This window comes from Protofrankia sp. CiP1_Cm_nod4 (assembly GCF_982290645.1).
Genome location: NZ_CEVIVC010000002.1, coordinates 60683 through 81164 on the forward strand (window position 1 = coordinate 60683; position 20482 = coordinate 81164).

Sequence of the window (20482 nt, forward strand, 5' to 3'; positions counted from 1 at the left end):
CGGCGCTGCGCAAGGTCGCCCGGGTCCGGCTCCACAGCGGGATAGAGGTCACCGCCTACATCCCGGGGGTGGGGCACAACCTGCAGGAGCACTCGATCGTCCTGGTGCGCGGCGGCCGGGTGAAGGACCTTCCGGGCGTCCGCTACAAGATCGTTCGCGGGACGCTGGACACGCAGGGTGTCCGCAACCGCAAGCAGGCGCGCAGCAAGTACGGAGCAAAGAAGGAGAAGGCCTGATGCCACGCAAGGGCCCGGCTCCCAAGCACGTCGTCGTCGTCGATCCGGTCTACGGCTCACCGCTGGTGACAGCGCTGGTCAACAAGGTTCTGCTCAGCGGTAAGAAGTCGCTGGCCGAACGGATCGTCTACGGGGCGCTCGAGGGCGCTCGGGAGAAGACCGGCAACGACCCCGTGGTCACGCTCAAGCGCGCTCTCGACAACGTCAAGCCGACGCTGGAGGTGCGCAGCCGCCGGGTCGGTGGCGCCACCTACCAGGTACCGGTCGAGGTGCGCACGAGCCGGAGCACCACCCTCGCGCTGCGTTGGCTGGTCGGCTACGCCCGGCAGCGCCGCGAGAAGACCATGACCGAGCGCCTCATGAACGAGCTGATCGACGCCAGTAACGGTCTCGGCGCGAGCGTGAAGCGGCGCGAGGACACCCACAAGATGGCGGAGTCCAACCGAGCCTTCGCCCACTACCGCTGGTAACCAACAATGTCTGCTGACGTACGTGCCGCGCTGGCCGCGACCCGCAACATCGGGATCATGGCCCACATCGACGCGGGCAAGACCACGACCACCGAGCGGATCCTGTTCTACACCGGCGTCAACTACAAGATCGGTGAAGTCCACGACGGCGGCGCCACGATGGACTGGATGGAGCAGGAGCAGGAGCGGGGGATCACCATCACCTCCGCCGCCACCACCTGTACCTGGCGCGGCCACACCATCAACATCATCGACACTCCGGGGCACGTCGACTTCACCGTCGAGGTGGAGCGGTCGCTGCGGGTGCTCGACGGTGCGGTCGCCGTCTTCGACGCCGTGGCCGGTGTGGAGCCGCAGAGCGAGACCGTCTGGCGCCAGGCCGACCGTTACAACGTCCCGCGGATCGCGTTCGTCAACAAGATGGACCGGGTCGGCGCGGAGTTCCACCGGTGCGTGGAGATGATGGTCGACCGGCTCGCCGCGACCCCGGCCGTCATCCAGCTGCCCTGGGGCGTCGAGGCCGACTTCAAGGGCGTCATCGACCTGATCCAGATGAAGGGCCTGCTCTGGCACACCGAGGACAAGGGCGCCTCCTACGAGACCGTCGACATCCCGCGTGACCACCTGGAGGCCGCGCAGGAGTGGCGGGACAAGCTCATCGAGACCGTCGCCGAGAACGACGACGCCCTGATGGAGCTCTACCTCGAGGGCGAGGAACCGACCGAGGAGCAGCTGCGGGCGGCGCTGCGCCGGGGCACGCTGGCCGGTTCGCTCAACCCGGTGCTGTGTGGGTCGGCGTTCAAGAACAAGGGCGTGCAGCCCATGCTCGACGCCGTCGTCGACTTCCTCCCGAGCCCGCTGGACATCGGTGTCACGGTCGGTCACGCCATCGGCCGGGAGGACACCGAGGTCTCCCGTGAGCCGGACGAGAGCGAGCCGTTCGCCGCACTCGCCTTCAAGATCATGACTGACCCCTACGTCGGGAAGCTGACCTACATCCGGGTCTACTCCGGCCGGCTCACCTCGGGCTCCCCGGTGCTGAACTCCACCAAGGACCGCAAGGAGCGCATCGGCCGCATCCTCCAGATGCACGCCAACCACCGGGAGGACCGCGAGGGCGTCGGCGCGGGCCAGATCGTCGCGGTCGTCGGTCTGAAGAACACCACGACCGGTGACACGCTGTGTGACCCGAACGCTCCGGTCATCCTGGAGTCGATGACCTTCCCGGCGCCGGTCATCAGCGTCGCGATCGAGCCGAAGACCAAGGCCGACCAGCAGAAGCTGGGCACGGCCATCGGCCGGCTGGCCGAGGAGGACCCGACCTTCCAGGTCCGCACCGACGACGAGACCGGGCAGACGATCATCGCCGGCATGGGCGAGCTGCACCTGGACGTGCTCGTCGACCGGATGCGCCGCGAGTTCGGTGTCGCCGCCAACGTCGGCAAGCCGCAGGTCGCCTACCGGGAGACCATCCGGCGCAAGGTCGAGAAGGTCGACTACACGCACAAGAAGCAGACCGGTGGCTCCGGGCAGTACGCCCGCGTGATCATCGATCTCGAGCCCTCCGGCGGCGACGGCGGCGGCTACGAGTTCGAGAACAAGGTCACCGGTGGCCGCATCCCGCGTGAGTACATCCCCTCGGTCGACGCCGGCTGCCAGGAGGCGATGGAGTTCGGCGTGCTCGCCGGCTACCCCCTCGTCGACGTAAAGGTCACCCTGCTCGACGGCCAGTACCACGACGTCGACTCGTCCGAGCTCGCTTTCAAGATCGCCGGTTCGATGGCGTTCAAGGAGGCGGCGCGGCGGGCCGACCCGGTGCTGCTCGAACCGATGATGGCGGTCGAGGTCACCACCCCCGAGGACTACATGGGTGACGTGATCGGCGACCTGAACTCGCGGCGCGGGCAGATCCAGGCGATGGACGAACGGTCCGGCGCGCGCATCGTCAAGGCGATCGTCCCGCTGTCGGAGATGTTCGGCTACGTCGGGGACCTGCGCTCGAAGACCTCGGGACGGGCCGTCTACTCGATGCAGTTCGACTCCTACGCCGAGGTTCCGGCGGGAGTCGCGAAGGAGATCATCGCGAAGGCGCGCGGGGAGTGACCGGTGGCCGGGCGCGGCGGCCCCGTCCGGGGGCCACTCACGGGCCCGGCGCCACTATTGATCATTAGCAGGCTACAAGTGGCCGGCAGGCGGCGCGATCCCTTCTCCCGCGCCGCCGGCGGTCCCAGGACCACCAGCACGGCACGACACCACCCGTCCTTGGAGGGACACCCGTGGCGAAGCAGAAGTTCGAGCGGAACAAGCCGCATGTCAACATCGGGACCATCGGTCACATCGACCACGGCAAGACCACGCTGACCGCGGCCATCACCAAGGTCCTGCACGACGCGCACCCGGACCTGAACCCCTTCACGCCGTTCGACCAGATCGACAAGGCGCCGGAGGAGAAGGCCCGCGGCATCACGATCTCGATCGCCCACGTCGAGTACCAGACCGACAACCGGCACTACGCTCACGTCGACTGCCCCGGCCACGCCGACTACATCAAGAACATGATTACCGGCGCGGCGCAGATGGACGGCGCGATCCTCGTCGTCTCGGCGACCGACGGCCCGATGCCGCAGACCAAGGAGCACGTGCTGCTCGCCCGCCAGGTCGGCGTGCCCTACATCGTCGTGGCGCTGAACAAGGCCGACATGGTCGACGACGAGGAGATCCTCGAGCTCGTCGAGCTGGAGGTCCGGGAGCTGCTGAGCTCGTACGAGTTCCCCGGCGACGACGTGCCGGTGGTGCGGGTCTCGGCGCTCAAGGCGCTGGAGGGCGACAAGGAGTGGGGAGCCAAGCTCCTCGAGCTCATGCAGGCTGTCGACGACTCCATCCCGGAGCCCGAGCGTGACATCGACAAGCCCTTCCTCATGCCGATCGAGGACGTCTTCACGATCACCGGTCGTGGCACGGTCGTCACTGGTCGTGTGGAGCGCGGTGTGGTCAAGGTCAGCGAGACGGTCGAGATCGTCGGCATCCGGCCGGACGTCACCACGACGACCGTCACCGGCGTGGAGATGTTCCGCAAGCTGCTTGACGAGGGGCGTGCCGGCGACAACGTCGGCCTGCTCCTGCGCGGTGTGAAGCGCGAGGACGTCGAGCGCGGCCAGGTCGTCACCAAGCCGAAGTCGATCACGCCGCACACCAACTTCGAGGCTCAGGTCTACATCCTCAGCAAGGACGAGGGTGGTCGTCACACTCCATTCTTCAACAACTACCGCCCGCAGTTCTACTTCCGTACCACCGACGTGACCGGTGTGGTGACCCTCCCCGAGGGCACCGAGATGGTCATGCCGGGCGACAACACGGAGATGACGGTCGAGCTCATCCAGCCGATCGCCATGGAGGAAGGCCTGCGGTTCGCCATCCGCGAGGGCGGTCGTACCGTCGGTGCCGGTCGCGTCACCAAGATCCTGAAGTAGCCACCGCGGCGGCGGGCCCACTATGCCTCATCCAGGGCATACGGCCCGCCGCTTGCACGGTGCACGCACCTGACAACAAGCGGTACATCCGGCGGCAGCTCCGGCGAAGGAACGGACCCTGTGGGGCCTGCCAGCCGGACGAGACAGACAGGACAGGCGAAGCCCACCATGGCGGCACAGAAGATCCGCATCCGGCTCAAGGCCTACGACCACGAGATCATCGACAGCTCGGCCCGCAAGATCGTCGAGACGGTGACGCGGACTGGTGCGCAGGTCGCGGGACCGGTGCCGCTGCCGACGGAGAAGAACGTCTACTGCGTGATCCGGTCGCCGCACAAGTACAAGGACAGCCGCGAGCACTTCGAGATGCGTACGCACAAGCGGCTGATCGACATTCTTGACCCGACACCGAAGACGGTCGACTCGCTGATGCGCCTCGACCTTCCCGCCGGTGTCGACATCGAGATCAAGCTTTAAAGGGGCCGGCGCAGTCATGCTCAATCGCAACTACAGGGGGCTCCTGGGCACCAAGCTCGGGATGACCCAGGTATGGGACGCGAACAACCGCGTCGTCCCGGTCACGGTCGTCAAGGCCGGGCCGAACGTGGTGACGCAGGTCAGGACATCCGACCGGGACGGCTACTCGGCGGTCCAGCTCGGCTACGGCGAGATCGACTCCCGCCGGGTGACCCAGCCGCTGCGCGGTCACTTCGCGCGCGCCGGGGTCCCGCCGCGGCGGCATCTGGTGGAGCTGCGCACCGCGGACGCCACCAACTACCGCCCCGGCCAGGAACTGACCGGTGAGATCTTCTCCGCGGGCGGCATCGTGGACGTGACCGGCACGTCCAAGGGCAAGGGCTTCGCCGGTGTGATGAAGCGGCACGGCTTCAAGGGCCTCGGCGCCGGCCACGGCGTCGAGCGCAAGCACCGCTCGCCCGGCTCGGTCGGCGGGTGCGCCACCCCCGGCCGCGTCTTCAAGGGCCTGCGGATGGCCGGGCGGATGGGGCACGAGCGGGTCACCATCGCCGGCCTGACCATCCATGCCGTCGACACCGAGCGCGGCTTCCTGCTGATCAAGGGCGCGGTTCCCGGCCCGGACGGCGGCCTGGTGCTCGTCCGCAGCGCGGCCAAGCGGCCCGCGCCGGCGGACTTCGAGCCCGTCGCCGAGCCGGCCGCGGCATCCGCCACCGGTGACGCCGCGACGTCCAGCGAGGAGGTATCGGCATGAGCGCAGTGACGGCGCGCCGGCGGTCACGGGCCGCCGACGACGAGCGGAGCGCGCTGCCACAGACCCGCACGGTCGTCGTGCACGCCCCCGCCGGTGGCGAGGGCGGCAGCGTCGACCTGCCGGGTGAGATCTTCGACGTGCCGCTGAACGTGCCGCTCATCCACCAGGTGGTGGTGGCGCAGCTCGCCGCGGCCCGGCAGGGGACCCACTCCACCCGCACCCGCGGCGAGGTCCGCGGCGGTGGGCGCAAGCCGTACCGGCAGAAGGGCACCGGCCGGGCCCGGCAGGGCTCGCTGCGCGCCCCGCAGTTCACCGGCGGTGGCGTCGTGCACGGCCCCAAGCCGCGTTCCTACGACCAGCGGACGCCGAAGAAGATGAAGGCCGCCGCGTTGCGCGGGGCCCTGTCCGACCGGGCGCGCGGCGGCCGGGTGCACGTCGTGTCATCGTTCGTCAGCGGTGACGCGCCGTCGACGAAGGCCGCGCGCGTCGCGCTGCGGACGATCGCGGACGTCCGGCGGGTGCTGGTGGTGGTCGACCACGCCGACGAGCGCACCTGGAAGAGCCTGCGCAACCTCCCCAGCGTGCACCTGCTCGACCCCGGCCAGCTCAACACCTACGACGTGCTGGTCAGCGACGACGTGGTGTTCACCCGCGGCGCACTGGCCACGTTCGTGGACCGGGCGCTGACGCCGGTCTCCCGCGGTGCGCGGACCGCTTCCGACGAGCCGTCGGCACCGGCCGGTGCCGACGCGGACGCGGCAGCCGAGGACGCGGTAGCCGAGGAGGAGACCAAGTGAGTGCCGACCCGCGTGACGTGATCATCAAGCCGGTCGTCTCCGAGAAGAGCTACGGCCTGCTGGACGAGAACGTCTACACCTTCATCGTCCGCCCGGACGCGAACAAGACCGAGATCAAGATCGCGGTCCAGCGGATATTCAACGTCCGGGTCCTCAGCGTCAACACCAGCAACCGGGTGGGCAAGCGCAAGCGCACCCGCACCGGCTGGGGGCAGCGCAAGTCCACCAAGCGGGCCATGGTCGCGCTGGCGCCGGGGGACTCCATCGAGATCTTCGGGGGTCCCGGTGCGTGACATGCAGACCGACGAGTACGCAGCCGTCCGCGGCCAGGGCCTCACCGGGCCTGGCCCGCGGGGACGAGGACACGGTGGGTGACGATGGGGATTCGTAGGTACAAGCCGACGACGCCGGGGCGCCGCGGTGCGAGCGTGTCCGACTTCGTCGAGATCACTCGTGACCACCCGGAGAAGTCGCTGGTCCGCCCGCTGCACTCCAAGGGCGGCCGCAACGTCCACGGGCGCATTACCACCCGGCACCAGGGCGGTGGCCACAAGCGCGCCTACCGTCTGATCGACTTCCGGCGGGACAAGGACGGCGTGCCGGCCAAGGTCGCCCACATCGAGTACGACCCGAACCGCACCGCCCGGATCGCCCTGCTGCACTATGCCGACGGGGAGAAGCGCTACATCCTCGCCCCGGTGAAGCTCCGGCAGGGTGACGTGGTCGCCTCGGGCCCGACCGCCGACATCAAGCCCGGCAACGCCCTCCCGCTGCGCAACATCCCCACCGGCACCGTGGTGCACGCCATCGAGCTGCGTCCCGGTGGCGGCGCGAAGATCGCGCGCAGTGCGGGGGCGAGCGTCCAGCTGGTCGCCAAGGACGGTCCCTTCGCCCAGCTGCGGATGCCGTCCGGGGAGATCCGCAACGTCGACGTCCGCTGCCGGGCCACGGTCGGGGAGGTCGGCAACGCCGAGCAGAGCAACATCAACTGGGGCAAGGCCGGCCGGATGCGCTGGAAGGGCCGTCGCCCCACCGTCCGCGGCGTGGCGATGAACCCGGTCGACCACCCGCACGGTGGTGGTGAGGGCAAGACCTCCGGTGGCCGCCACCCGGTGAACCCGAAGGGCCGTCCGGAGGGGCGCACCCGCAGGACCCGAAAGGCGAGCGACGCGCTGATCGTCCGTCGTCGGAAGCAGAACAGGCGGCGGTGATCACGATGGCGCACACCCGGCGGCACCCAACGTCCGACCACCGATTCTGAGCGGGAAGGAGGAGACACACGCCATGCCACGCAGTCTGAAGAAGGGCCCGTTCGTCGACGACCACCTGCTCAAGAAGGTGGACGTGCAGAACGCCAAGGGCACGAAGAACGTCATCAAGACCTGGTCGCGACGTTCGACGGTGATCCCGGACATGCTCGGTCACACGATCGCCGTGCACGACGGTCGCAAGCACGTCCCGGTGTTCATCACCGAGGGAATGGTCGGCCACAAGCTCGGCGAGTTCGCGCCGACGCGGACCTTCCGTGGCCATGTCAAGGAGGACCGGAGGTCACGCCGTGGCTGACGCTCTTGTCGACGGGGTGACCCGTTCCGGGCTGGCGGGCGCCCGCGCGTCGGCCCGTTACGTCCGGGTGTCGCCGACGAAGGCCCGTCGGGTCATCGACCTGGTGCGTGGCCGCTCGGCCCGCGAAGCCCTCGACATCCTCCGGTTCGCCCCGCAGGCGGCCAGCGAGGACGTCTACAAGGTGGTCGCGAGCGCGGTGGCCAACGCCGAGCACAACCACGGCCTCGACCCGGCCACGCTCTGGGTCGGTGAGGCCTTCGTCGACGAGGGCCCGACCCTCAAGCGTATCCGGCCGCGGGCCCAGGGCCGTGCCTACCGGATCCGCAAGCGGACCAGCCACATCACGGTTGTCGTGGAGAGCCGGCCGCCGGTCGCGGGAACCCGCGGCGCGAAGAGCACAGGGAGGACCCGGTAGTGGGTCAGAAAGTCAACCCGCACGGGTTCCGGCTGGGTATCACCTCGGAGTTCACCTCCCGCTGGTACGCCGACAAGCAGTACAAGGCGTATGTCGGCGAGGACGTGAAGATCCGGAAGATGATGTCCCGGGGCATGGAGCGCGCGGGTATCAGCCGGGTCGACATCGAGCGCACCCAGGGCCGGCTGCGGGTGGACATCCACACCGCCCGTCCGGGGATCGTCATCGGACGCCGTGGCGCCGAGGCCGACCGCATCCGTGGTGACCTGGAGAAGCTGACCGGCAAGCAGGTCCAGCTCAACATCCTCGAGGTGAAGAACCCCGAGGTGGACGCCCAGCTCGTCGCGCAGGGCGTGGCCGAGCAGCTCTCCAGCCGGGTCAGTTTCCGGCGGGCGATGCGCAAGGCCATGCAGTCGGCGATGAAGGGCGGCGCCAAGGGCATCCGGGTGCAGTGCTCGGGACGCCTCGGCGGCGCCGAGATGAGCCGCTCGGAGTTCTACCGTGAGGGCCGGGTGCCGCTGCACACGCTGCGCGCCAACATCGACTACGGGTTCTACGAGGCCCGGACCACCTTCGGGCGCATCGGCGTGAAGGTCTGGATCTACAAGGGTGACGTCGTGCAGAGCCGGGCGGAGCGGGAGGCCCAGGAGGCGCTGCAGCGGCAGCACCGCCGGGAGCGTCCGCGCCGCGGGCCGCGGTCGGGCTCGTCCGGTACCACCACCGGTGGCACCGACGCCGGCCGGGCGGCGGCCCGCCAGGGCGAGCGCCGTGGCCGCGGCGGCGGCGGCGGCGCTGGCGCGGGCGGCGCGGCCGAGGCCACGTCGGCACCGGCGAGCTCCGAGGCCACGGCCTCCACGGCACCGGCCGCGTCTCCGGCCGACACCGCCGGGCCTGCCGCTGGCGCGGCCACCCAGGAGACGGAGGGCTAGAACGATGCTGATTCCTCGTAAGGTCGCACACCGCAAGCAGCATCACCCTAGCCGTGACGGCGCGGCCAAGGGCGGGACCAGGCTCGCGTTCGGCGAGTTCGGCATCCAGGCGCTCGAGCCGGCCTACGTGACGAACCGGCAGATCGAGTCGGCGCGTATCGCGATGACCCGTCACATCCGTCGTGGCGGCAAGGTCTGGATCAACATCTACCCGGACCGTCCGCTGACGAAGAAGCCGGCCGAGACCCGGATGGGCTCCGGCAAGGGCTCGCCCGAGTGGTGGGTCTCCAACGTCAAGCCCGGGCGTGTGCTGTTCGAGCTGTCCGGTGTCGCCGAGCCGGTGGCCCGCGAGGCGATGCGGCGCGCCATCCACAAGCTGCCGATGAAGTGCCGCTTCGTCACCCGTGAGGGAGGTGCGTGATGGCGACCGCGACCGCGGACGAGCTGCGGGCACTGTCCCGGCAGGATCTGGGGGACAAGCTGCGGGAGGCCAAGGAGGAGCTGTTCAACCTCCGTTTCCAGGCCGCGACCGGCCAGCTCAGCAGCAACCACCGGCTGCGGGTCGTCCGGCGTGACATCGCGCGTATCTACACGGTGCTGCGCGAGCGCGAGCTGGGTCTTTCCGAGGACCCGGAGCTGGTGGGAACCGGCGTGGCGGTCGCGGCTGACACTGACCAGGCGCAGGCCGAGCAGGCACAGACGGCTACCCAGGCGGAACGGGCGTGAGTGGGATGACAACGGACGACACCCCGACAACGGACACCCCGGCAACGGACGGCGCGGCGACGGACGGCGCGGCGACGGGCGCGGGGCACGACGCGCCGGCGGCGGAGGCCGGCCGCGGTTTCCGCAAGGTCCGCGAGGGCCTGGTGGTCAGCGACAAGATGACCAAGACCGTGGTCGTCGCCGTCGAGGACCGGGTGCAGCACCCGCTCTACGGTAAGACGATCAGGCGCACCAAGAAGATCAAGGCACACGACGAGAACAGCACCAGCGGCGTCGGCGACCGGGTCCTGCTCATGGAGACCCGGCCGCTGTCGGCGACGAAGCGCTGGCGCGTGGTGGAAATTCTGGAGAAAGCCAAATAGGTCGACCCGCTGACGGCGACGCGACGATGGCTGGCGCGTCGCCCGGGCAGTGGCAGGCGACGGATAGATGGCCCGACGGCGACGCGACGAGTCCGGCGTGTCGCCGCGGGCCGCACAGTAGGTCCAGCGAGCCGGCCGCCGGCAGGCGGGCGCCGACGCAGTTCGGGAGCGGGAAGTGATCCAGCAGGAGTCGCGACTTCGGGTCGCCGACAACACGGGTGCCAGGGAGTTGCTGTGCATCCGCGTGCTCGGTGGTTCGGGGCGTCGTTATGCCGGCATCGGCGACATCATCGTCGGGACCGTGAAGGACGCCCTGCCCGGGGCCGGCGTCAAGCGTGGTGACGTGGTCAAGGCGGTCGTCGTACGCACTACCAAGGAGCGTCGTCGTCCTGACGGCTCCTACATCCGGTTCGACGAGAACGCCGCCGTGCTCATCAAGGACGGCGGGGATCCCCGAGGCACGCGTATCTTCGGGCCGGTTGGTCGCGAGTTGCGTGACAAGAAGTTCATGAAGATCATTTCACTGGCGCCGGAGGTGCTGTGACCGTGGCCGGAATGAAGATCAGGAAGGGTGACACGGTCCAGATCATCACGGGTAAGGACCGGGGCCTGCGGGGGAAGGTCATCAGGGCCTTCCCGACCGAGAACAAGGTGCTCGTCGAGGGTGCCAACCGGGTCACCCGGCACACCCGGGTGGACACCTCGGCCCGCGGTTCGCAGTCCGGGGGGATCATCACCCAGGAGGCGCCCATCCACGTCAGCAATGTCATGATCGTGGATCCCTCCGACAACCGTCCCACCCGGATCGGCTACCGCGTCAACGACGACGGTACGAAGGTGCGGATCTCCCGCCGTACCGGCACCGAGCTGTAGCCGGCATGGCTGGTGTGAGCGGAGCCGGTGTGATCGAAGGGGCCGTCGGTGGCGTTCGGGTGGCCGCCGACGGCGTTCCTGTCGGATCGCGGTGGGGATCGCCGTCCGTTGGGCCGAGGCTGCAAGGAAACGAGAGATGACAACCACCACTGAAGCCCGTCCGCTGCCGCGGCTGAAGCAGCGGTACCGCGAGGAGATCGCGGCGGGCCTGCGCGAGCAGTTCCAGTACGCGAACGTGATGCAGATCCCGACCGTGGTCAAGGTCGTGGTCAACATGGGCGTCGGGGACGCCGCCCGGGATGCCAAGCTCATCGACGGTGCGCTGCGGGACCTTGCCTCGATCACCGGCCAGAAGCCGGCCGTCCGGCGGGCGAAGAAGTCCATCGCGCAGTTCAAGCTGCGTGAGGGCATGCCCATCGGGGCGAAGGTGACCCTGCGCGGCGACCGCATGTGGGAGTTCCTGGACCGGCTGGTCTCGGTCGCACTCCCGCGTATCCGTGACTTCCGGGGGCTCTCGCCGAAGCAGTTCGACGGCGCCGGCAACTACACCTTCGGCGTCACCGAGCAGTCGATCTTCCACGAGATCGACATCGACCGGATCGACCGGGTCCGCGGGATGGACATCACGGTCGTCACGAGCGCGACCACTGACGACGAGAGCCGCGCGCTGCTGCGGGCGCTGGGCTTCCCGTTCCGCGAGAGCTAGCCGGCGGCCCTCCGCTAGGAGATACCGGCCAAAGGCTGTGCGAAGATTTTTTCGTACGGCCGGCGGCCCTGGAAGAAGTGCCGGCCAAAGGCTGTGCGAAGATTTTTTCATACGGCCGGCGGCCCTGGAGGAAACAGGTCAGATGGCGAAGAAAGCACTGATTGAGAAGGCGATCCGCAAGCCGAAGTTCGGCGTGCGGGGTTACACCCGCTGCCAGCGGTGCGGGCGTCCGCGGTCGGTATACCGCGCGTTCGGCCTCTGCCGGGTCTGCCTGCGGCAGATGGCGCACCGCGGCGAGCTTCCCGGGGTCACCAAGAGCTCGTGGTAGAGCCCGCGGGAACGGCTCCCCGGCGCGTCGTGCCGGCGTGACGGGGATGCCGTCCAGCCCGCCGGGCGTCGTACCTGACGGGCCGCGCCGACGCGGGCCGCGCGGGCCACGGAAGCTGACGCACACCACCCACCGTTCGCGGTAGGCCCCACGGCTACGCGCCGCGGGGAACCGTCGCGAGGAAGGTTCCAGCCCCATGACGATGACAGACCCGATTGCGGACATGCTGACCCGTGTCCGCAACGCCAACCGGGCATACCACGATCGAGTGGTCATGCCGAACAGCAAGATCAAGACGCATATCGCCGAGATCCTCCAGCAGGAGGGCTACATCGCCGGGTGGCACGTCGAGGAGCCCCCGGACGGGACCGTTGGCGCGTCCCTCGTCGTGGAGCTGAAGTACGGCCCGAACCGGGAGCGCTCCATCGCCGGCGTGAAGCGCATCAGCAAGCCGGGCCTGCGGGTCTACGCCAAGGCGACCAACCTTCCCAAGGTGCTCGGTGGGCTCGGTGTGGCGATCATTTCCACATCGTCGGGCCTGCTGACCGACAAGCAGGCGAACAAGCGCAGAGTAGGCGGGGAAGTCCTCGCCTACGTCTGGTAAGGAGTCGCGCGATGTCACGTATCGGACGTCTACCGATTCCGGTGCCAAGCGGTGTGGATGTCTCCGTCGACGGCACGGAGGTCGTGGTCAAGGGCCCGAAGGGCACGCTCAGCCACTCGGTGGCGGAGCCGATCACCGTCAGCGCGCAGGACGGGCAGTTGCTCGTCGCCCGCCCGGACGACGAGCGCCGCTCGCGCGCCCTGCACGGGCTGACCCGCACCCTGGTGGCGAACATGGTGACCGGCGTCACCGCCGGCTACTCCAAGACGCTTGAGATCGTCGGTGTCGGCTACCGCGTGCAGGCCCGGGGCTCGGATCTGGAGTTTGCTCTGGGTTTCAGCCACCCGGTCCCGGTGAAGGCCCCCGAGGGCATCAGGTTCGAGGTGCAGACGCCGACCCGTTTCGTCATTCACGGGATCGACAAGCAGCAGGTCGGCGAGGTGGCAGCCAAGATCCGGCGGTTGCGCAAGCCCGACCCGTACAAGGGCAAGGGCGTGCGGTACCAGGGCGAGGTCGTCCGCCGCAAGGTCGGCAAGTCCGGGAAGTAGGGGAACGGATCATGGCTGTCAGTGTCAGCGCCCAGCGGCGTACGGCGAAGTTCCGCCGGCACGCGCGGATACGCAAGAAGGTCTCGGGCACGCCCGTCCGCCCGCGCCTCGTGGTCACCCGCTCGACCCGCCACATCTACGCCCAGGTCATCGACGACGTCGCCGGCCACACCCTGGCCTCGGCGTCCACGCTGGACCTCGCGCTGCGTACCGTGGACGGCGACAAGACCGAGCTGGCGAAGGCCGTCGGCCAGCTGGTCGCCGAGCGCGCCCGCAAGGCCGGCGTCACCGCGGTGGTCTTCGACCGCGGCGGGCGGACCTACCACGGGCGGATCGCCGCGCTGGCGGACGCGGCCCGGGAAGGTGGGCTGGAGTTCTGATGCCTCGGGCCTGCACGCGCGGATATTCAACGAACAGGGAGATTCACTGATGCCAGGCCAGCAGCGCCGCGGAGGCGGCTCCGGCGGCTCTGACCGTCGGGAACGCCGCGACCGCCAGGGCGGCGGTCCGGCCCAGGACAAGAACGCGTACGTCGAACGAGTGGTCGCCATCAACCGGGTGGCGAAGGTCGTCAAGGGCGGTAGGCGGTTCAGCTTCACCGCCCTGGTCGTGGTCGGGGACGCCGACGGCACCGTCGGTGTCGGCTACGGCAAGGCCAAGGAGGTGCCGGCCGCCATCGCCAAGGGCGTGGAGGAGGCCAAGAAGCACTTCTTCAAGGTGCCGCGGATCGGTTCGACGATCCCGCACCCGATCCAGGGCGAGGCCGCCGCGGGGATCGTGCTGCTCAAGCCGGCATCCCCGGGTACCGGCGTCATCGCCGGCGGCCCGGTCCGCGCGGTGCTGGAGTGCGCGGGCGTCCACGACGTGCTGTCGAAGTCACTTGGCTCGTCGAACCCCATCAACATCGTGCACGCCACTGTCGCGGCGCTGCGGGGCCTGATGCGCCCCGAGGAGATCGCCGCCCGCCGTGGCCTGCCCATCGAGGACGTGGCGCCGCCGGCGATGCTGCGTGCCCGCACGGTCGGGGCCGGTGCGTGATGGCCCGTCTGAAGATCACACAGATCCGTTCGGGGATCGGCGGGACCCGCAACCAGCGTGAGACGCTGCGGACCCTCGGCCTGCGCCGGATCAACGCGACGACCGAACGGGACGACCGTCCGGAGGTGCGCGGGATGATCGCTACTGTGAGTCATCTCGTCAGGGTCGAGGAGGTGGACGCGTGAGCGAGCTGACCAAGACAACCGAGCCGGAGACCGCCGATGCCCGGCGGGAGCCCAGCCTGAAGATCCACCACCTGCGGCCCGCGCCGGGTGCCCACAAGGCAAAGACCCGGGTCGGCCGTGGTGAGGCCTCCAAGGGCAAGACCGCCGGCCGCGGCACCAAGGGCTCCAAGGCCCGCAAGCAGGTCCCGGCCCGCTTCGAGGGCGGCCAGATGCCGCTGCACATGCGGGTGCCCAAGCTCAAGGGGTTCCGTAACCGCTTCCGCACCGAGTACCAGGTCGTCAACGTCGCGACGCTCGCCGAGCTGTTCCCCGACGGGGGGGAGATCGGCCTGGACGATCTCGTCCAGGCCGGTGCCGTCCGTCGTAACAGCCTGGTCAAGGTGCTCGGCGACGGAGAGATCGGGATCGCGCTGAGTGTGAGCGCCCACGCTTTCTCCGCGTCCGCCAAAGAAAAAATCACCGCTGTCGGTGGCAGCGTCACCGAGATCTAGGCCACATCCGGTGGGTGCCGGCCGGCGCGGGCGCCGCCCGCGCCGGCCAGGGATCCACCGGACACGACCTGGCCCACCGGGGCCTCGGAGGTGCTGGAGGGCTGCCCTCCGGTGTCCCGCTGCCCCGTCGGCCACGGCTGGCGGGGCAGCCAGGATCTGCTGGAGCCGTCGCGTCGCCCGAGTCCGCTGGCTTCGGGCGGCGCACTGCCGTTACCCTTACCCCGAACGCCTCGAACGCCGAGGTTGATGCCTGATGTCGCCGGCTACCGGAGGTGGAGGACAGTTCCACACCCTTCCGTATCCGCGGTGACCGGGGATGACGGGCCTGCCGCAGGCCCATGTCGGGACGAGTGGACCGTCTCTACTGTTACAGTCGGCACACCGCGCACTGCCGGTCCTATCTTCGGTCAGGGCAGTCGTCCACCGGGTGCGTTTGCCGTGACGATCAGCAGGAGGAGTCGTGCTCACCGCCTTCACACGGGCTTTCCGCACGCCTGACCTGCGCAAAAAGCTGCTTTTCACTCTCGGGATCATCATCCTGTTCCGGATCGGCAGCGTACTGCCTTCCCCCGGGGTGTCGACCAAGGCGATCAACGCCTGTCTGTCCTCGGCGAGCGCCGACAGCAGCAACGTCTACTCGCTGATCAACCTTTTCAGCGGTGGCGCTCTGTTGCAGCTGTCCATCTTCGCGCTCGGGATCATGCCGTACATCACGGCGAGCATCATCATTCAGCTGCTGGTGGTGGTGATCCCCAGGCTTGAGCAGCTGAAGAAGGAAGGCAGTTCCGGTGAGCAGAAACTCACCCAGTACACCCGTTATCTGACGATCGGGCTGGCGGTTCTGCAGGCGACCGGCATCGTCGCCCTCGCCCGCAGCGGCAACCTGTTCCCCGGCTGCGCCGCGCCGATCATTCCGGACACCAGCCTGTTCCGGATCGCGGTCATCGTGATCACGATGACCGCCGGCACCTCCCTGATCATGTGGCTGGGTGAGCTGATCACCGCCCGCGGGGTGGGCAACGGGATGTCTCTCCTGATCTTCACGTCGATCGCGGCGGCGCTGCCCTCCCAGGGCAGCCGGATCCTCCAGGTGGCCGGTGGCGTGGTCTTCGCCCTCGTCTGCCTGCTGGGGCTGGTGATCGTCGTGTTCGTCGTCTTCGTCGAGCAGTCGCAGCGCCGCATCCCGGTGCAGTATGCCAAGCGTCTCATCGGCCGCCGGATGTACGGCGGCACCTCGACCTACCTGCCCATCAAGGTCAACCAGGCCGGCATCATCCCGGTGATCTTCGCATCCGCGCTGCTGCAGCTGCCGCAGCTGCTCGGGCAGGTCTGGGACAACAAGGCCTTCCAGGACTTCGAGCAGCGCTATCTGGCTCGCGGCGACCACCCACTGTATCTCGTCAGCTATGCCGCGCTGATCGTTTTCTTCACTTACTTCTACGTGGCCATCACTTTCAACCCGACCGAGGTGGCGGACAACATGAAGAAGTACGGCGGTTTCATCCCCGGCATCCGGCCAGGACGACCCACCGCGGAGTACCTCGATCGCGTGTTGTCCAGGATCACGCTCCCGGGCTCGCTCTTCCTCGGTGCCATCACGGTCCTTCCGCTGGCGCTGTTGAACCTCACCAAACAGCAGCCCTTCCCGTTCGCCGGAACGTCAGTACTGATCATTGTCGGAGTGGGGCTGGAGACGGTGAAACAGATCGAAAGCCAGCTCATGCTCCGCAATTACGAAGGCTTCCTGCGGTAGTGCGCCTCGTACTGGTCGGACCGCCGGGCGCTGGCAAGGGCACCCAGGCCGCCTTCATCGCCCAGGCACGGTCGATTCCCAAGATTTCCACGGGCGACATCTTCCGGGCGAACGTCCGGGAGGGCACCGAGCTGGGGGTGCTCGCCAAGCAGTACATGGACGCCGGCGACCTCGTCCCCGACGAGATCACCATCGGCATGGTCCGCAACAGGCTGGCCGAGGACGACGCGGCCAAGGGCTTCCTGCTCGACGGCTTCCCCCGCAACGTGCCCCAGGCCGAGGTGCTGGGCCAGCTGCTCGAGGAGATGGGCACGCGCCTGGACGTCGTCCTGGAGCTCGTCGTCGACGACGACGAGGTGGTGCTGCGCCTGTCCGGGCGGCGGACGTGTCGTAACTGCGGTCACATCTGGCACATCGACTTCGACCCGCCCGCGCTGGAAGGTGTCTGCGACCGCTGCAACGGCGAGCTGTTCCAGCGGGACGACGACCGCTCCGAGACGGTACGCCACCGGCTGGAGGTCTACGCCGAGCAGACCGCACCCCTGGTCGCCTACTACGCGGCGAAGGGCCTGTTGATCGGTATCGACGCGACCGGCCCGGTGGACAATGTCACCGACCGCGCTCTCGACGCCCTGCGCCACTACGCGAGCTGACGCCCGCCGGCCGCTTCGGCCCGCCCCTCCGCGGCCGGCCTGGTGCGCGGCCGGCCCGTTCCGCGGCTGGCCTGGTGCCACCCGCCCCGGTGTGGCCCTGGCTCCGTGTGGGGCATCAGGGGTGGCCGGCTGTGGTGCTACCGGCGACGTGGCAGGCACACTAGGGCGGGGTGGGGTACCGATGGCAAGCTCACGGACGCGCCGCCAAGTGGCTCCGATAGCGTGTCCTCACTGTTCGCGCCACCGGAGGCCTACGGGACGGCCGCCGTCACAGGCGGACGGGACCACAGAGCTACCAGCGATATCACAGGGTTACTAGGGATACGGACCGGGGCGACGAGCGTGGCGCGACGAGAGCATGTCCAGATCAAGACCGCGGGTGAGATCGCGAAGATGCGGGTGGCGGGGCTTGTCGTCGCGCGCGCCCTGGAGAAGCTGCGAGCGGCGGTCGAGCCGGGGATCACCACTGCGGAGCTTGACACGATCGCAGAGAAGTCGATCCGCGGCGACGGCGGGATTCCCTCCTTCAAGGGCTACGGCCGGCCGCCCTTTCCCGCGTCGATCTGCGCGTCCGTCAACGACGAGGTCGTCCACGGGATACCGCACCGCAGACGGGCGCTGCGCGAGGGGGACATCATCTCCATCGACTGCGGCGCGATCGTGGACGGCTGGCACGGCGACTCCGCGATCACGGTACCGGTCGGGACGGTGCCCCAGCAGTTCCTCGACCTGATCGAGGTGTGCGAGCAGTCGCTGTGGCAGGGCCTGGCGGCCGTGCAGCTCGGCGGGAAGCTGACCGACATCTCGGCGGCGGTCGAGCGCCACGTCCGCCCGCGGGGGTACGGCATCGTGGACCACTACGGCGGCCACGGCATCGGGACCGAGATGCACCAGCCGCCGCACGTGCTCAACCACGGGCGGCCGGGCCGGGGGATCCGCCTGGTCGAGGGGCTCGCGCTGGCGATCGAGCCAATGATCACGATAGGGCGGCCGGACACCCGGGTGCTTGGTGACGAGTGGACCGTCGCCACCACGGACGGCTCCTGGGCCGCGCACACCGAGCACACGGTCGCGGTGACCCCACGCGGGCCCTGGGTGCTGACGGCCCTCGACGGTGGCGCGGCGAAGTTCGCCGAACTGGGGGTCGCCTGCGGACAGCCGGTCGGGACGCCCGCGTCCTGAGGCCGTCACCGGTAGCTCGCCGTGATCCGCTGCCGGCACGATCGCTGTCCTCCGGTCGCCGCCGACGGCAGTGATCGACGCTGCTGATCGACGCTGGTGACGGAGCCAGGTTGGCCCTTGACGAGTGGGCCACGTACACTTGAAAGCCGACGGTTAGCGGGACATCGATGTTCGCGAGATATTGATGTTCGCGAGATGTTGATGTTCGTCTGTGTCCACCGTCGGACACTCGAGGGTAGGACAGCGGAGGACATGCCGAAGAAGGACGGGGCTATCGAGATCGAGGGCCGAGTCGTGGAGCCACTCCCGAACGCGATGTTCCGGGTCGAGCTCCAGAACGGTCATCGGGTACTCGCCCACATCAGTGGCAAGATGCGTCAGCACTACATCCGGATCCTTCCAGAGGACCGGGTCGTGGTGGAGCTGTCGCCCTACGACCTGTCCCGTGGTCGGATCGTCTACCGCTACAAGTAAGCTCTCTGGCTACCGGCGGCGTGACGCTGCTTCTCGACGTCGTCGGCAGCCTGTGACACCACAGCCATTCGCAGACGCACCTGAAGCGGCTGCGCAAGGGAGGTCCGTGCAGCCGTGAAGGTCAAGCCGAGCGTCAAGAAGATCTGTGACAAGTGCAAGGTGATCCGTCGCCATGGCCGCGTGATGGTCATCTGCGACAACCTGCGCCACAAGCAGCGCCAGGGCTGACAGCCTCGGCGGATGGCCTGAGGCCGGTGTCCACGGCCACGGCCATCTGCTGCCGGGGCGACGCCCGTCCAAGCGTCACCAGGCCGCGGTACGCGGTATCCACCCCCGGTCGGAGGCCGGGGCCCGGGCCGGCGCACACGTCGTCGGCACGGGACGGAGACGCTCAAGACCTCCGGTAAAGGAAGGAAACACCTGGCATGGCACGCCTGTCCGGCGTAGACCTCCCGCGTGACAAGCGGGTGGAGATCGCTCTGACCTATATATTCGGGATCGGCCGCAGCCGTTCCCTGGAGACTCTTGCCGCCACCGGGGTCAGCCCCGACACGCGCGTCCGGGACCTGACCGACGAGGAGATCGTCCGGCTCAGGGAGTGGATCGACGCGAACTACCGGGTCGAGGGTGACCTGCAGCGGGAGGTGCGCCAGGACATCCGCCGGAAGATGGAGATCGGCTGCTACCAGGGCCTGCGGCACCGGCGCAACCTCCCCGTCCACGGCCAGCGGACGCACACCAACGCGCGTACCCGCAAGGGCCCGCGCCGCGCCATCGCCGGTAAGAAGAAGGCCGGCAAGAAGTAAGCCAGTAGTCAGCCGCCCCGGCCGGCAGCCGTCGACGGTGGCCATGGCCAGGCGCTGACCGACGACCTCGTAAACGGAGATCACGAAAGCATATGCCGCCAAAGACGCGTGCCGCCGGCATCAAGAAGGTCCGGCGCAAGGAGAAGAAGAACGTCGCGCACGGCCACGCCCACATCAAGAGCACCTTCAACAACACGATCGTGTCGATCACCGACCCCAGCGGGAACGTGATCTCCTGGGCGAGCGCCGGCCACGTCGGATTCAAGGGATCGCGCAAGTCGACCCCCTTCGCCGCCCAGATGGCCGCGGAGAACGCCGCCCGCAAGGCGCAGGAACACGGAATGCGCAAGGTGGACGTCTTCGTCAAGGGCCCCGGCTCGGGACGGGAGACCGCGATCCGCTCCCTGCAGGCGGCCGGTCTCGAGGTCGGCGCGATCCAGGACGTCACCCCGACCCCGCACAACGGCTGCCGGCCGCCCAAGCGGCGCCGGGTCTGACCAGCGGGATCCGGTGACAGACAGGATCTGACAACAGAGCAGTACCGCGGCTGTCGGTGGCGCGACACGGAGCATGACCGCGCCACCTCCGGTCGGGTTCGCGCCAGCAGCACCAGGGCCTCGAAGGCCTCCGGTGGCGCGAAGA

Annotated in this window: 32 protein-coding genes; all 32 read left to right on the top strand. The window is 68.8% G+C overall.

What is annotated here, in order from left to right; genetic code table 11:
• Window positions 1-236, top strand: a 236-nt coding sequence (gene rpsL, locus AC5LSR_RS01150; protein ID WP_493468064.1) for a 30S ribosomal protein S12, incomplete at its 5' end; no start/stop codon positions are given.
• Window positions 236-706, top strand: coding sequence for a 30S ribosomal protein S7 (rpsG, locus tag AC5LSR_RS01155; RefSeq protein WP_250282083.1), 471 nt, complete (start codon window positions 236-238; stop codon window positions 704-706). The genes rpsL and rpsG, both read left to right, overlap by 1 nt.
• Window positions 707-712: 6 nt before the next feature.
• Window positions 713-2809, top strand: coding sequence for an elongation factor G (gene fusA, locus AC5LSR_RS01160; protein ID WP_250282084.1), 2097 nt, complete (start codon window positions 713-715; stop codon window positions 2807-2809).
• 173 nt (window positions 2810-2982) lie between these two features.
• Window positions 2983-4176 (top strand): elongation factor Tu, encoded by a 1194-nt coding sequence (gene tuf / locus AC5LSR_RS01165; protein ID WP_131768537.1) that lies wholly within the window; start codon window positions 2983-2985, stop codon window positions 4174-4176.
• A 168-nt stretch (window positions 4177-4344) separates the two neighbouring features.
• On the top strand, window positions 4345-4653 hold the full coding sequence (gene rpsJ / locus AC5LSR_RS01170) for a 30S ribosomal protein S10 (protein ID WP_013875113.1): 309 nt from the start codon (window positions 4345-4347) through the stop codon (window positions 4651-4653).
• A 16-nt stretch (window positions 4654-4669) separates the two neighbouring features.
• Window positions 4670-5404, top strand: a complete 735-nt coding sequence (gene rplC / locus AC5LSR_RS01175; RefSeq protein WP_250282086.1) for a 50S ribosomal protein L3 — start codon at window positions 4670-4672, stop codon at window positions 5402-5404.
• Window positions 5401-6201: a 50S ribosomal protein L4 gene (rplD, locus tag AC5LSR_RS01180; protein ID WP_250282088.1), complete on the top strand. Its 801-nt coding sequence runs from the start codon at window positions 5401-5403 to the stop codon at window positions 6199-6201. The genes rplC and rplD overlap by 4 nt, the downstream gene beginning before the upstream one ends.
• Window positions 6198-6494, top strand: a complete 297-nt coding sequence (rplW, locus tag AC5LSR_RS01185; RefSeq protein ID WP_250282089.1) for a 50S ribosomal protein L23 — start codon at window positions 6198-6200, stop codon at window positions 6492-6494. Before rplD ends, rplW begins: the two co-directional genes overlap by 4 nt.
• 84 nt (window positions 6495-6578) lie before the next feature.
• On the top strand, window positions 6579-7412 hold the full coding sequence (gene rplB, locus AC5LSR_RS01190; RefSeq protein ID WP_250282091.1) for a 50S ribosomal protein L2: 834 nt from the start codon (window positions 6579-6581) through the stop codon (window positions 7410-7412).
• Window positions 7413-7485: 73 nt separating this feature from the next.
• Entirely contained in the window at window positions 7486-7767 is a 282-nt protein-coding gene (gene rpsS / locus AC5LSR_RS01195; RefSeq protein ID WP_239310550.1) for a 30S ribosomal protein S19, read from the top strand.
• Window positions 7760-8182 (top strand): 50S ribosomal protein L22, encoded by a 423-nt coding sequence (rplV, locus tag AC5LSR_RS01200; RefSeq protein WP_250282092.1) that lies wholly within the window; start codon window positions 7760-7762, stop codon window positions 8180-8182. The genes rpsS and rplV overlap by 8 nt, the downstream gene beginning before the upstream one ends.
• Window positions 8182-9111 carry a 30S ribosomal protein S3 gene (rpsC, locus tag AC5LSR_RS01205; RefSeq protein WP_493464363.1) on the top strand — a complete coding sequence of 310 codons (930 nt, stop codon included), beginning with the start codon at window positions 8182-8184 and terminating at the stop codon, window positions 9109-9111. Before rplV ends, rpsC begins: the two co-directional genes overlap by 1 nt.
• A gap of 4 nt (window positions 9112-9115) precedes the next feature.
• A complete protein-coding gene (gene rplP / locus AC5LSR_RS01210) occupies window positions 9116-9532 on the top strand; it encodes a 50S ribosomal protein L16 (protein ID WP_250282597.1) in 417 nt (138 codons plus the stop codon).
• On the top strand, window positions 9532-9837 hold the full coding sequence (gene rpmC, locus AC5LSR_RS01215) for a 50S ribosomal protein L29 (protein WP_250282598.1): 306 nt from the start codon (window positions 9532-9534) through the stop codon (window positions 9835-9837). The genes rplP and rpmC overlap by 1 nt, the downstream gene beginning before the upstream one ends.
• On the top strand, window positions 9834-10199 hold the full coding sequence (gene rpsQ / locus AC5LSR_RS01220) for a 30S ribosomal protein S17 (protein WP_493464364.1): 366 nt from the start codon (window positions 9834-9836) through the stop codon (window positions 10197-10199). Before rpmC ends, rpsQ begins: the two co-directional genes overlap by 4 nt.
• Before the next feature lie 175 nt (window positions 10200-10374).
• Window positions 10375-10743 carry a 50S ribosomal protein L14 gene (gene rplN / locus AC5LSR_RS01225; RefSeq protein WP_013875102.1) on the top strand — a complete coding sequence of 123 codons (369 nt, stop codon included), beginning with the start codon at window positions 10375-10377 and terminating at the stop codon, window positions 10741-10743.
• A 2-nt stretch (window positions 10744-10745) separates the two neighbouring features.
• Entirely contained in the window at window positions 10746-11072 is a 327-nt protein-coding gene (gene rplX, locus AC5LSR_RS01230) for a 50S ribosomal protein L24 (protein WP_493464369.1), read from the top strand.
• Window positions 11073-11208: 136 nt separating this feature from the next.
• A complete protein-coding gene (rplE, locus tag AC5LSR_RS01235) occupies window positions 11209-11778 on the top strand; it encodes a 50S ribosomal protein L5 (RefSeq protein WP_250282602.1) in 570 nt (189 codons plus the stop codon).
• Window positions 11779-11920: 142 nt separating this feature from the next.
• Window positions 11921-12106 (top strand): type Z 30S ribosomal protein S14, encoded by a 186-nt coding sequence (locus AC5LSR_RS01240; RefSeq protein ID WP_131748532.1) that lies wholly within the window; start codon window positions 11921-11923, stop codon window positions 12104-12106.
• Between the two features lie 196 nt (window positions 12107-12302).
• Entirely contained in the window at window positions 12303-12710 is a 408-nt protein-coding gene (rpsH, locus tag AC5LSR_RS01245; RefSeq protein WP_250282604.1) for a 30S ribosomal protein S8, read from the top strand.
• Window positions 12711-12721: 11 nt separating this feature from the next.
• Entirely contained in the window at window positions 12722-13258 is a 537-nt protein-coding gene (gene rplF / locus AC5LSR_RS01250; RefSeq protein WP_250282606.1) for a 50S ribosomal protein L6, read from the top strand.
• An 11-nt stretch (window positions 13259-13269) separates the two neighbouring features.
• Window positions 13270-13638 carry a 50S ribosomal protein L18 gene (gene rplR / locus AC5LSR_RS01255; RefSeq protein WP_250282609.1) on the top strand — a complete coding sequence of 123 codons (369 nt, stop codon included), beginning with the start codon at window positions 13270-13272 and terminating at the stop codon, window positions 13636-13638.
• A 49-nt stretch (window positions 13639-13687) separates the two neighbouring features.
• Window positions 13688-14296: a 30S ribosomal protein S5 gene (gene rpsE, locus AC5LSR_RS01260; RefSeq protein WP_013875095.1), complete on the top strand. Its 609-nt coding sequence runs from the start codon at window positions 13688-13690 to the stop codon at window positions 14294-14296.
• Complete coding sequence (gene rpmD, locus AC5LSR_RS01265) at window positions 14296-14481, top strand: 50S ribosomal protein L30 (protein ID WP_250282642.1); 186 nt, start codon at window positions 14296-14298, stop codon at window positions 14479-14481. Before rpsE ends, rpmD begins: the two co-directional genes overlap by 1 nt.
• A complete protein-coding gene (rplO, locus tag AC5LSR_RS01270; RefSeq protein WP_250282610.1) occupies window positions 14478-14972 on the top strand; it encodes a 50S ribosomal protein L15 in 495 nt (164 codons plus the stop codon). Before rpmD ends, rplO begins: the two co-directional genes overlap by 4 nt.
• A 460-nt stretch (window positions 14973-15432) precedes the next feature.
• Window positions 15433-16725, top strand: a complete 1293-nt coding sequence (secY, locus tag AC5LSR_RS01275) for a preprotein translocase subunit SecY (RefSeq protein WP_250282612.1) — start codon at window positions 15433-15435, stop codon at window positions 16723-16725.
• Window positions 16725-17378: an adenylate kinase gene (locus AC5LSR_RS01280; protein WP_250282614.1), complete on the top strand. Its 654-nt coding sequence runs from the start codon at window positions 16725-16727 to the stop codon at window positions 17376-17378. Before secY ends, AC5LSR_RS01280 begins: the two co-directional genes overlap by 1 nt.
• Window positions 17379-17720: 342 nt before the next feature.
• On the top strand, window positions 17721-18560 hold the full coding sequence (gene map, locus AC5LSR_RS01285) for a type I methionyl aminopeptidase (protein WP_250282616.1): 840 nt from the start codon (window positions 17721-17723) through the stop codon (window positions 18558-18560).
• 252 nt (window positions 18561-18812) lie between these two features.
• Window positions 18813-19034, top strand: a complete 222-nt coding sequence (gene infA, locus AC5LSR_RS01290; protein ID WP_006541558.1) for a translation initiation factor IF-1 — start codon at window positions 18813-18815, stop codon at window positions 19032-19034.
• A 114-nt stretch (window positions 19035-19148) separates the two neighbouring features.
• The gene (rpmJ, locus tag AC5LSR_RS01295; protein WP_003956441.1) at window positions 19149-19262 is read left to right on the top strand and encodes a 50S ribosomal protein L36; all 114 of its coding nucleotides are present in this window, start codon (window positions 19149-19151) and stop codon (window positions 19260-19262) included.
• A gap of 197 nt (window positions 19263-19459) precedes the next feature.
• Window positions 19460-19840 (top strand): 30S ribosomal protein S13, encoded by a 381-nt coding sequence (gene rpsM / locus AC5LSR_RS01300; protein WP_250282618.1) that lies wholly within the window; start codon window positions 19460-19462, stop codon window positions 19838-19840.
• A 92-nt stretch (window positions 19841-19932) separates the two neighbouring features.
• Window positions 19933-20337, top strand: a complete 405-nt coding sequence (rpsK, locus tag AC5LSR_RS01305; RefSeq protein WP_013875088.1) for a 30S ribosomal protein S11 — start codon at window positions 19933-19935, stop codon at window positions 20335-20337.
• The last annotated feature ends 145 nt before the right edge of the window (window positions 20338-20482 follow it).

Coding starts and splice junctions, on each gene's coding strand:
- rpmD (WP_250282642.1), top strand. CDS start 14,296: ATGGCCCGTCTGAAGATCACACAGATCCGTTCGGGGATCGGCGGGACC.
- infA (WP_006541558.1), top strand. CDS start 18,813: ATGCCGAAGAAGGACGGGGCTATCGAGATCGAGGGCCGAGTCGTGGAG.
- fusA (WP_250282084.1), top strand. CDS start 713: ATGTCTGCTGACGTACGTGCCGCGCTGGCCGCGACCCGCAACATCGGG.
- AC5LSR_RS01240 (WP_131748532.1), top strand. CDS start 11,921: ATGGCGAAGAAAGCACTGATTGAGAAGGCGATCCGCAAGCCGAAGTTC.
- rplP (WP_250282597.1), top strand. CDS start 9,116: ATGCTGATTCCTCGTAAGGTCGCACACCGCAAGCAGCATCACCCTAGC.
- rpmC (WP_250282598.1), top strand. CDS start 9,532: ATGGCGACCGCGACCGCGGACGAGCTGCGGGCACTGTCCCGGCAGGAT.
- rpsM (WP_250282618.1), top strand. CDS start 19,460: ATGGCACGCCTGTCCGGCGTAGACCTCCCGCGTGACAAGCGGGTGGAG.
- rplR (WP_250282609.1), top strand. CDS start 13,270: ATGGCTGTCAGTGTCAGCGCCCAGCGGCGTACGGCGAAGTTCCGCCGG.
- rplC (WP_250282086.1), top strand. CDS start 4,670: ATGCTCAATCGCAACTACAGGGGGCTCCTGGGCACCAAGCTCGGGATG.
- rpsJ (WP_013875113.1), top strand. CDS start 4,345: ATGGCGGCACAGAAGATCCGCATCCGGCTCAAGGCCTACGACCACGAG.
- rplF (WP_250282606.1), top strand. CDS start 12,722: ATGTCACGTATCGGACGTCTACCGATTCCGGTGCCAAGCGGTGTGGAT.
- rplD (WP_250282088.1), top strand. CDS start 5,401: ATGAGCGCAGTGACGGCGCGCCGGCGGTCACGGGCCGCCGACGACGAG.
- rpsG (WP_250282083.1), top strand. CDS start 236: ATGCCACGCAAGGGCCCGGCTCCCAAGCACGTCGTCGTCGTCGATCCG.
- rpsS (WP_239310550.1), top strand. CDS start 7,486: ATGCCACGCAGTCTGAAGAAGGGCCCGTTCGTCGACGACCACCTGCTC.
- rpsH (WP_250282604.1), top strand. CDS start 12,303: ATGACGATGACAGACCCGATTGCGGACATGCTGACCCGTGTCCGCAAC.
- rpsE (WP_013875095.1), top strand. CDS start 13,688: ATGCCAGGCCAGCAGCGCCGCGGAGGCGGCTCCGGCGGCTCTGACCGT.
- rplE (WP_250282602.1), top strand. CDS start 11,209: ATGACAACCACCACTGAAGCCCGTCCGCTGCCGCGGCTGAAGCAGCGG.
- rplB (WP_250282091.1), top strand. CDS start 6,579: ATGGGGATTCGTAGGTACAAGCCGACGACGCCGGGGCGCCGCGGTGCG.
- rpsK (WP_013875088.1), top strand. CDS start 19,933: ATGCCGCCAAAGACGCGTGCCGCCGGCATCAAGAAGGTCCGGCGCAAG.